Here is a 216-nt window from a genome sequence, read left to right on the forward strand (position 1 = left end):
CCAGCACATCGGGCAGCTTGCCCTCGGCTTCGAGAATCTGTGCGCGGGCTTCGCGGCCCACGACCGACTGGAAGTCGCGCACCATCGAGGGGTAAGGATGCGGCCCGACCACGGAGCCGATGGCGAAGAAGTACTCGTCGGGAGATGCCGCGTAGACGCCGAATGCCGAGTCGACGGCCTCCTTCAGCGAGCGACCGCACGTGCACATCGAGATCG

The 216-nt window shown here is 66.2% G+C and carries 1 pseudogene; it reads right to left on the bottom strand.

Annotated elements, in window-relative coordinates:
* Positions 1–216 (bottom strand): annotated as a pseudogene (locus tag AMS65_RS19750) (tryptophan synthase subunit beta); the annotation flags it as partial.

It is taken from the genome of Leucobacter celer subsp. astrifaciens, from assembly GCF_001273835.1.
GTDB classification, from domain to species: domain Bacteria; phylum Actinomycetota; class Actinomycetes; order Actinomycetales; family Microbacteriaceae; genus Leucobacter; species Leucobacter celer.